General features: G+C 71.8%; 7 protein-coding genes. 3 read left to right on the top strand and 4 right to left on the bottom strand.

The window, feature by feature from the left end:
* Positions 1–294: NAD(P)-binding protein (locus VQ03_RS21410; protein WP_048452933.1), on the bottom strand; the 294-nt coding region annotated here is incomplete at its 3' end.
* A 102-nt stretch (positions 295–396) separates the two neighbouring features.
* On the opposite strand from VQ03_RS21410, the gene VQ03_RS21405 reads away from it, so the two are divergent.
* The 3 genes from VQ03_RS21405 to VQ03_RS21395 all read left to right on the top strand — a co-directional run bounded on the left by VQ03_RS21405 (position 397) and on the right by VQ03_RS21395 (position 4,127).
* Positions 397–1,935, top strand: a complete 1,539-nt coding sequence (locus VQ03_RS21405; protein WP_053078687.1) for a tannase/feruloyl esterase family alpha/beta hydrolase — start codon at positions 397–399, stop codon at positions 1,933–1,935.
* 128 nt (positions 1,936–2,063) lie between these two features.
* A complete protein-coding gene (locus VQ03_RS21400; RefSeq protein WP_048452932.1) occupies positions 2,064–2,303 on the top strand; it encodes a hypothetical protein in 240 nt (79 codons plus the stop codon).
* Positions 2,304–2,405: 102 nt separating this feature from the next.
* Entirely contained in the window at positions 2,406–4,127 is a 1,722-nt protein-coding gene (locus tag VQ03_RS21395; protein ID WP_053078686.1) for a sensor domain-containing diguanylate cyclase, read from the top strand.
* Positions 4,128–4,458: 331 nt separating this feature from the next.
* Here VQ03_RS21395 and VQ03_RS21390 read toward each other — a convergent pair whose 3' ends face one another.
* The 3 genes from VQ03_RS21390 to VQ03_RS21380 all read right to left on the bottom strand — a co-directional run.
* Entirely contained in the window at positions 4,459–4,737 is a 279-nt protein-coding gene (locus VQ03_RS21390) for a hypothetical protein (protein WP_245292158.1), read from the bottom strand.
* A gap of 432 nt (positions 4,738–5,169) precedes the next feature.
* Complete coding sequence (locus VQ03_RS21385) at positions 5,170–5,934, bottom strand: Crp/Fnr family transcriptional regulator (RefSeq protein ID WP_048452929.1); 765 nt, start codon at positions 5,932–5,934, stop codon at positions 5,170–5,172.
* Positions 5,924–9,238, bottom strand: a 3,315-nt coding sequence (locus VQ03_RS21380; protein WP_053078685.1) for a CheR family methyltransferase, incomplete at its 5' end; no start/stop codon positions are given. The genes VQ03_RS21385 and VQ03_RS21380, both read right to left, overlap by 11 nt.

Below are 9,238 nucleotides of genomic sequence, written 5' to 3'. Positions count from 1 at the left end.
CCGCCCGGCCCCCTGGCCGCGGGCGAGGGGGGCGGGCCCCGTTTCCACCCCCGCCCCCCCGGGGGTGGTAAACAGCCAGCCCGCCCGTTTGTGGCCGTGGGCGAAGAAATGCCGGCCGGGGTTGGGAACCAAGACCGGTTGGCGGCCCCCGCCCGCCTCCAGCACCAGCACGCGCCGGGGGGGATCGGCCGAGAGGCGGTTGGCGAGGACGCAGCCCGCCGAGCCCGCCCCGACCACGATGTAGTCGTAGGTGCCGAAATCCTCGAAATCGCCGCCGGCCATGGTGCCTGCCATCGCGCTTCCCGCCCTGATCTGTCGTTCCGGCGGGTTTAGCGCATTCCGCTGGCGACGGCGCAAGAGGTTGGGGCTAAGCTTCGTTGAAACGGGGGAGGCGACATGGGGCGGAAGATCGGAATCGCGGCGGGCCTCGCCGCCGGGCTGATGGCGGCGCCGGCCCTGGCCGGGGAATGCGGTGCGCTCGCCAGCCTCAAGATCGAGGCGGTGAACCTCCACTCCGCCGCCGAGGTGCCGGCCTCCGGTGACCTGCCGGCCTATTGCCGGGTGCTCGGCACGGTGCGGCCGGCGATCAGCTTCGAGGTGCGGCTGCCGTTGCAGAACTGGAACGGCAAGTATTACGGCACCGGCTGCGGCGGCTTCTGCGGGACCCTCAATTCCGATGCGCCGGGCTTCACCAACGCGATGAATTACGGCCTGCGCCGGGGCTATGCCGCCTCGACGATGGACGGGGGCCATTGGGGCACCGGCTCGGTCGACGGGCGCTGGGCCGTCGGCGACCTCGTCGCCCGGATGGATTGGGGCCAGCGCGCCGTGACCGAGACCGCCCGGGTCAGCAAGGTGCTGGTGCGGGCATTCTACGACCGGCCGCAAGCCAAGTCCTACTTCGCCGGCTGCTCCACCGGCGGCCGCATGGCGGCGATGGAGGCGCTCAAATACCCGAAGGATTTCGACGGGATCATCAGCGGGGCGCCTGCCCTCGACTATACCGGCCTCGTCGCCACGACCTTCGCCTGGGTGACGAAGGCGAATACGGGCGCCGACGGCAAGCCGATCCTGACGACGCCGCGGGTCAGGCTCGTGGCGGATGCGGTGGCCGCCGCCTGCGGCTCCGAGGGCAACAAGGGCCTCGTCGCCGATCCGCGGCAATGCGGCTTCAAGCCGTCTTCCTTGCGCTGCACCGGCGAGACCTCGGACACGTGCCTGAGCGAGGCGGAGGCCGGGGTGCTGGAGAAATGGTATGCCGGCCCGACGGATGCCGCCGGGCGGGCGCTCTATCCGGGCGGAATCCCGCTCGGCTCGGAGGCGCATTGGCCGCGCTGGCTCACGGGCCTCGGCAACGCGCCGGCGATCCTGCCGCTCTTCTCCGCCGATTTCCTGCGCTACATGGCGTTCTGGCCCTCGCCCGGGCCGGCCTACCGGGTCGTGGATTTCGATTTCGCCGCCGATCCGGCCCGGATGGCGCCGCAGGCGCAGATCTACAACGCCGCCACCTACCACCCGGCGACCGCCACCGTGCGGCCCGCGGCCGACCTCGCAGCCTTCCGCGACGCGGGCGGCAAGCTCCTGATCTATCACGGCTGGGGCGACCCGCTGGTCACGCCGTTCATGAGCGTCGCCTTCTACGAGGCGCTGGCGAAAGGCGCCGGCGGTCCCGAGGCCCTGGCCAGGACCGCGCGCCTGTTCATGGTGCCGGGCATGGACCATTGCGGCATCGGCACCGAGGGGCCGGGCATCTCCGATACCGGGATCGATCCCCTGACGGCGCTGGAGCGCTGGGTCGAGGCCGGCGAGGCGCCGCGCGAGCTCGTCGCGACCAAGCGCGACGCCGCCGGGGCGGTGCAATGGTCGCGGCCGGTCTGCGCCTATCCGCAGGTCCCCCGTGCCGACGGCGCCGGCCTGACCTGCGCGGCGCCGTGAGGGTTTGCCTCAGCCGGCCGGCTTAAGACAGTTGTCCCTCCCCGGCGGAGGGGCAATCTCCCTCGTGTAACGTGTTAGCAATTGTTCAGGGCCGCTTTCGTGGCATCTGCGCCGCAGGAGTGGCAGGCATGACCGACGACGCACGACCCCGGGTTCTCTCGATCACCAGCATCACCGCCGTCAACACCATCGATGGCGGCGATACCCTCGCGGCTGAAGTGAGCGGGCCGGATGGCGGCACGGTCTTCCTGCTCATTCCCCTCGGCACGGCCGGCGCCCTCATCACCCAGCTCACCGACGCCGCCGAGCGTGGGGCGCAGGAGCGCCGCCTGCACAGCCAGGGACGCCGCCGGGTCCCGGACGCGTAGGACGCCCCGGTGCGGGGCCCGATCGTTCGAATGCGAGCGGTCGGCTGAACCGATCGTTTCGCGAGACGGGCGAGAACGGGCTTCCCGTCGCGGAGCTCCATCGTGTCGTTCAGGAATCGGCTCCGGTTCGAGCACCAGCTCGCCGCGCTCGTCGGCCTGCTCTGCCTCGCCCTGGTGGGGGCGACGGTGTGCGGAGCGGTCTGGCTCGAGCGCCGGAGCGCCGCCGAGCTGGCCGGGGATCGCCTCGCCCGCCTCGCTGCCTTCATGGCGGGGAGCCTCGACACGACCCTGCGCGAGCGGTTCCGCGAGATCCAGGTCGTCGCCAGCCTCGCACCGTTGCGCGAGCGCTGGAACGCCGACCCCGCGGCGACCCGCGGCGTCCTCGCCGCCATGCGGACGACGGCGCCGGACTATGCCTGGCTCGGCTTCGTGGCACGGGACGGCGTCGTGCGGGCCGCCACCGAAGGGATGCTCGAGGGATTGGCGATAAACGGGCGGGCCTGGTTCGAGACCGGGCTGACCCGACCCAATGTCGGCGACGTGCACGGGGCGGTGCTGCTGAGCCGCCTCATCGCCCGCGCCGAGCCGGAACCCCTGCGCCTCGTCGATCTCGCGGCGCCGGTGCGCGATGCCGGCGGTGCCGTCATCGGCGTGCTCGCCGCTCACCTGAGCTGGGACTGGGCGATCCGGGTCCGCCGCGGGCTCCTCGACGAGGGTCTGCCCGGCACCGACCTCTGGGTGCTCGACCGGAGCGGGCACGTGATCTTGGGGCCGCATCTCGGCGCGATGCCGTTCGGTCCGGCCCGGCTCGGCCTCCTGGTGGAGGAGCGCCGCGGCACCTTCGCGGAGGTCATCGACGGGGAGACGCGGCTGGCAGGCTTCGCCGCGGCGGCGACGGGCGAGCGCACCGGCATCGCGTCCGCCGATCCCGGCCTCGGCTGGATCGTGGTGGCGACCCGCCCGGAGGAGGAGGTTCTCGCCCCGGTGCGGCGGTCGGCGCAGGCGCTGCTCGGTCTCGGCGCCGCCGTCGCGCTGATCGGCGTCGTCCTCGCCTGGTGCCTCGGGCGCCGTGCCGCGGCCCCGCTCCGGCGGATGACCGCGGCGGTGGACCGGATCGGCCGCGACGCCGACGCCACGACCCTGCCGCGCCTCGACGGGGCTTCGGAATTCGCCGCGCTCTCGGCGGCTCTGCGCTCGCTGCTGAGGCGGATCGGCACCGTCGAGCGCGAGCTCACCGACATCACGATCCGCTCGACCCGCGTCGCCGCCTATTACCGGCGCCAGATCGAGGATCTGCGCCAGGTCGCCGGCTCGGACGTGCTCACCGGCCTGCGCAACCGGCGGGGCTTCGCCGCGCCGGCCGAGAAGGCCTTCGCGCAGGCTCGGGACGGCCGCTGCGGGGTCGCCGTGCTGGTCGTCGATATCGACCACTTCAAGCGCGTCAACGATCAGCACGGGCACGATGCCGGCGACGCGGTGATCCGCCATGTCGGCACCCTGCTGGCGGAGGCGGTGCGCGGCTCCGACACCGTGGCCCGGTTCGGCGGCGAGGAATTCGTGGTGCTGCTGGTCGGTCTCGGCGGGGCTGAGGCCGCGCTCATCGCCGACCGTCTCTGCATCGCGGTGCGCGGGGCCGCGATCACGCATGCCGGCTCTGTCATCATGGTCACGGTCAGCATCGGGGTCGCGACGGTGTCGGCGCATGATCCGGATATCCAGGCGGCGATCGCCCGCGCCGATGCGGCGCTCTACGAGGCCAAGGCGCGCGGCCGCGACCGTGTCGGCGTCGCGCCGGCCACCGGGAAGGCCGGGAGGGCGGCGTGAGCGCCGGCGGCGGCCCGCGCTCGGCCAGCCGGTTCGGGCGGAACCGGATCGCGCCAAGCTCCGTTCTTACTCCATAAGAGTATTAACGGAGTTGCGGAGGCGACAATGATGAAGGGTGGCCTGCTCTGGTTGATCGGAATACCGCTTCCGATCATCCTGATCCTGTTCTTCCTGGGATATCTGCACTGACCGCAGCGTCGGGCGACTGCCCGCCCTGATGTGAAAGTCCGACCTGCCCGGTCCTCGCGCGGTGGTCCGGTCGCGCGGGGACCTGCTTCACGGAATCCGCTTCAAGGGGAGCGCGCCAGGCTCGTGCGCCGTGATGGGCCGCTCAGCGCCGCGAGGCGAGTTCGCCCATCCGGGCGGCACGGCCCTGCTCGACGTGCCAGCGCGCATCGGCCACCTGCCGGCGCAAGCTGTTGCGGCGCCATAGATGGTAGAGACGAAGAGGGGGCGGGGCGGTGCCGGCCCTGGCCTCGTGGTGGCGCAAGCGGCGCAGCAGGCCCGGCAGGCAGGCGCCCGCCGCCTCGCCGGTGGCGATGTCGCCCAGGCGGACTTGGCGCAGCAATTCGGCCCGGTAATCCTCCACGCCCGATCCTCCCTCGCCCATCCGTTCAGGGGATGCTCTCGGTCTTCGGTTGTGCCGCCTCTCCCCGACGAACCGGCAGCCGGTCCGTCGGACGATGCTCCGGCAGGATGGGAAGGTTGCGCGGCGCTGGCAACGCGGCATCGTCGCCCGCGGCAGGGATCGGGTCCCGGGATCCTGCGCCGGGGTCCTGCACCGGCGCCCCGCGCGCAAAAAGAGGCCCTGCCGGCGGGAGCGAGCAGGGCGGTCAAGTTGACTTGGGGGCCTCAGCAACATCCCTGATGGTCGTCCACCCGGTCGAGACCGGGCCATCAGGGACGGTCGGGCAAGAATTGCCGCAACACTTGTGAGGTTGAAGCGCTTCTCCGGGCCGTTCCATCACTTATGTGAAAATCCGCCATCCGCGGGGATGATCGACGGGGACGAGGGAGGGCCGGGAGATCGACGCGCCGACGGTCAGGCGCCCGGGGCTCCCGCACGATCCGTGATCGCGTAATCCGCGATCGAGACCAGGGCCGGGACGTCGCGCAGGGTGATGGCGGTGGCGCGCTGCTCGATCAATCCGTCCCGGCGCAGCTGCTGCATCGTGCGGTTCATGTGCACCACGCTGAGGCCCAGGGCGTCGGCCAGGACCTCCTGGGTGATCGGGAACGAGAAGCGGTCGTCGTGCACCCGGTCCACCGCCGCCAGCCGCTCGCGCAGCTCCAGCAGGAAATGGGCGACGCGCTCATAGGCGGTCTGGCGCCCGAGGCGCACCACCTGGTTGACGAGCCAGATCTCTTCCATCTCGCGCGCCTGCCGCAGGGCGGCGGCCAGGCCGGTCTCGTGGCCCGGCGCGGTTCCGTGCGCGGCGGCGCGCTCCCGCAGGGGCGACGCCTCGCAGATCTGGGCCTGCGTCAGGGCGGCGACGGAGCCGAAGGGCAACGAGCGCCGGCGCAGGTCGAGGCCGATCAGGTCGCCGGGCAGCAGCACGACGACGATCTGGCGCCGGCCGTCGGCGAGGAGCCGCTGGCGGCAGGCCCAGCCCTCCACCAGCACCTGCGGCCGCGGCGCGGCCTCGCCGTCGCGAACCAGCTCGGTGCGGGCCGGCACCAGGACCGGGCGCGCCGTGACCTGGCGCAGCAAGGCCTCCTCCTCGGGCGTCAGCCGGGCGTAGCCGGAGAGGCGCCGCAGGACCGCGTCCGGCGGGGCGGAACCGCGCGGGGCGGGCTCACTCGGCATCGTCGGCCTCCGGGGATGGCGGGACGAATGACGGCGGCACGGAAGCCTGGGCCTGGGGCATCTGGATCGATGCCTGCGGTGCCTGAAGCGACGCCAGGGGAGCCTGGGCCGAGGCCTGCGGCGCCCGCACCGGCAGCTCGATGACGCAGCGCACGCCGCCCGGGCGGTATTCCAGGGCGGTCGTGGCCCCGAACTCGTAGACCAGGCCCTGCTCGATCAGCTCGCGCCCGAAGCCGCGGCGGGTCGGCGCGGTCGCGAGCAGGGTGACGCCACTCTCCTGCCATTCGAGCCGCAGCCGGCGCTCGGGCCCGGCGCCGTAGAGGTGCCAGCCGATGGCGATCCGGCCTTCCGGGCGGGCGAGCGCCCCGTACTTGATCGCGTTGGTGGCGAGCTCGTGCAGCACCAGGCCGAGGGTCTCGGCGGTCTTCTGCGGCAGGCGGACCTCGGGGCCGGTGAGGGTCACCTGGCCGCCGTCCCGCACCGCGTGGGACAGGACCTCCTCGCCGATCAGCTCGGCGAGGTCGGTGGCGGCATCGGGGCTGCGGGTCAGGATGTTCTGGGTCCGGGCGAGCGCCCCGAGCCGGCCGTCGAAATGCATCACGAAGTCGTCGAGCGAGGTCTGGCCCTCCGCGGTGCGGTTGGCCACCGAGCGCACCACCGCCAGGATGTTCTTCACCCGGTGCTGCAATTCGGTGAGCAGCAGGCGCTGGCGGTCCTCGGCCATCCGCCGCTCGTGGCTGTCGGTGCAGGAGCCGAACCAGGTGACGGCGCCGCCATCCGGGTCGGCCATCGGCTCGGCCCGGACGGTGAACCAGCGATAGGTGCCGGACGCCGCCCGGATGCGGAACTCGTGCTCGAAGGCCTCGTGATGCGCGACCGCCCGGACCCAGCGGCGCTGGTTCTCCTCGACGTCCTCTGGATGCATCACCGTGAGCCAGCCGAGGCCGAGCGCCTTGCCCTCCTCCAGACCCGTATGCTCGTAGAAGCGCGGATTGACGTAGAGCCATTCCAGCTCGGCATTCGCCGTGAACAGGAAGGCCGGGACGATGCGTTCCATCCGGCGGAAGCGCTCCTGGCTCGCGCGCAGGGCCCGCTCGGCCCGGGCCGTGGCGGTGATGTCCAGGAAGGTGATGACCACGCCGGCGATGAAGTTGTCGATCGAGCGGTAGGGCAGCACCCGGGCGAGGTAGCGCGCGCCGCTCTCCGGGCTGCCGACCTCGCGCTCGATCGTGCCGAGCGTGCGCAGCACCTTGCGCACGTCCTCGGGCAGCTCCGGATAGTGGATGCGCGCCGCGATATGGGTGATCGGCCGGCCGAGATCGGAATCGATCAGGTGGAAGATGTCGGTCACCGCCGGGGTGAAGTTCTTGACCCGGAACTCGTTGTCGAGGAACACCGTGGCGATCTGAGTGCTCTCGAGCAGGTTCTTCAGGTCGCTGTTGGCCCGCCCGAGGTCGTTGACCCGGTGGCCCAGCTCGCCGTTGACGGTCTGCAGCTCCTCGTTGACGGATTGCAGCTCCTCCTTCGAGGTCTCCAGCTCCTCGTTGGCGGATTGCAGCTCCTCGTTGATCGACTGGTATTCCTCGTTGGAGGATTTCAGCTCCTCGTTGGTGCTCTCCAGCTCCTCGATCGTGGCCTGGAGGCGCTCGCGGGTCAGGCGTAGCTCGCTCTCGAGGCGCTGGACGTGCTCGTCGCGCAGGAAGGACGGGGTCGGCTCCTCGGTGGCGTCGCCCTCCAGCGTCTCGCCCTCCTGGAACAGGATGACGAAGCTCGGCGGGCCCTCGCTGCCCGGCACCGGCTCCACCACCAGGGTGACGAGGCGCCGCTCGCCGTCGGAGCCCATGGCGGTGCGCTCGGCCTTGACGGTGCGGTGCTCGGCCCCCGCCTTGAGGAGGGCGGCGCGCAGGTCGAGGCGCAGGTCGCGGTGGACGAGGTTGAGCAGGTTGAGGCTCGCCGCGCCCGTGGCCGGATCGATGTAGCGCCCGGTGCGGCCGGAGAAGTGCAGCACGTCGTAGGCCTCGTCGACCATCACGTAGGCTGGAGCGTAGCGCTCCGCCACCCGCTCGGCCCGGCGGGCGAGGCTGCCCTCGACCGCCCGCGGGCGCAGGAGCCCGCCGCCCTCCGCCTGGCGCCGGTCGGGCGTCACGGTCAGGGGGAATTCCGGCAGCACCCGGGTGGCGCTCTCCAGGCGGCGGAAGATGCGGTAGCGCCGGTCCACGGGTGCGAAGAGCTTGGCGTGCCGGGTGACGTTCTCGGAATTGCCCAGGAACAGGAACCCGCCCGGCCGCAGGGCGAAGTGGAACAGCGGGATTACCCGGTTCTGCAGTTCCCCGTTGAGGTAGATCAGCAGGTTGCGGCAGGAGACGAGGTCGAGGCGCGAGAACGGGGCGTCCTTGATCACGTTGTGCTGCGAGAAGATGCACATCTCCCGCAATTCCTTGACGACGCAGTAGGTCGCGCCCTCCTTGACGAACCAGCGGCCGAGGCGGTCGGGCCGGACCTGGCGGGCGACCGCCTCGGTGTAGCGGCCGACCCGGGCGGTCGCCAGCGCCCGGCCGTCGATGTCGGTGGCGAAGATCTGCACCTGCGGCACCGCGTCGAGCTTGGCCATGTGCTCGCGCAGCAGGATCCCGATCGAGTAGGCCTCCTCCCCGGTGGCGCAGCCGAGAACCCAGATCCGGACCTGGTCGCTCGAGCTCTTGCCGGAGAACAGCCGCGGGATCACCTCGGCCTCGAGCAGCTCGAACTCGCGGCCGTCGCGGAAGAACTGCGTCACCCCGATCAACAGGTCGTTGAACAGGTTCTGCACCTCGTCCCCGTCGGCGCGCAGGAACTCGACATAGGTCTCGATCGTCTCGATCTGCACCACCTGCATCCGGCGGCGGACGCGGCGCAGGAAGGTGTTCTGCTTGTAGCCGTGGAAGTCGTGCCCGGTCTTGTTGCGCAGGATGGTGGCGATGCGGATCAGGGAATCGCTGGCGATCTCGGCCTCCGCCGTCCGGGCGACCTCGAGGCTGCGGCGCAGGTGGCGCGCATAGGCCAGGATCCGGTCCGCCATCTGCTCGGGCGGCACGACGTGGTCGGCCAGGGACGCGGCGGTGCTGCCGGAGAGGGACTCCTCGCCCTGCGGCTCGGCGAGGGTCAGGCCGCCTGCCGCCTTGATGGCGGTGACGCCGAGCGTGCCGTCGCTGCCGGTGCCGGCGAGCACCACCGCCACGGCATGCGCGGTCTGGTCCTCCCCCAGGGCGACCAGGAAGGTGTCGAGACTGCCCCGCCCGTCCGGCTCGCCCGCCCGGGCGGGCGA

The organism is Methylobacterium tarhaniae, from assembly GCF_001043955.1.
Classification (GTDB): domain Bacteria; phylum Pseudomonadota; class Alphaproteobacteria; order Rhizobiales; family Beijerinckiaceae; genus Methylobacterium; species Methylobacterium tarhaniae.
The sequence above is the reverse complement of the archived record's forward strand: the minus strand, read 5'-3'. Positions and strand labels throughout refer to the sequence as shown.

Bases quoted from the DNA above. Each gene is read 5' to 3' on its own strand.
- VQ03_RS21405 (WP_053078687.1), top strand. From the start codon at position 397: ATGGGGCGGAAGATCGGAATCGCGGCGGGCCTCGCCGCCGGGCTGATG.
- VQ03_RS21400 (WP_048452932.1), top strand. From the start codon at position 2,064: ATGACCGACGACGCACGACCCCGGGTTCTCTCGATCACCAGCATCACC.
- VQ03_RS21390 (WP_245292158.1), bottom strand. From the start codon at position 4,737: ATGGGCGAGGGAGGATCGGGCGTGGAGGATTACCGGGCCGAATTGCTG.
- VQ03_RS21385 (WP_048452929.1), bottom strand. From the start codon at position 5,934: ATGCCGAGTGAGCCCGCCCCGCGCGGTTCCGCCCCGCCGGACGCGGTC.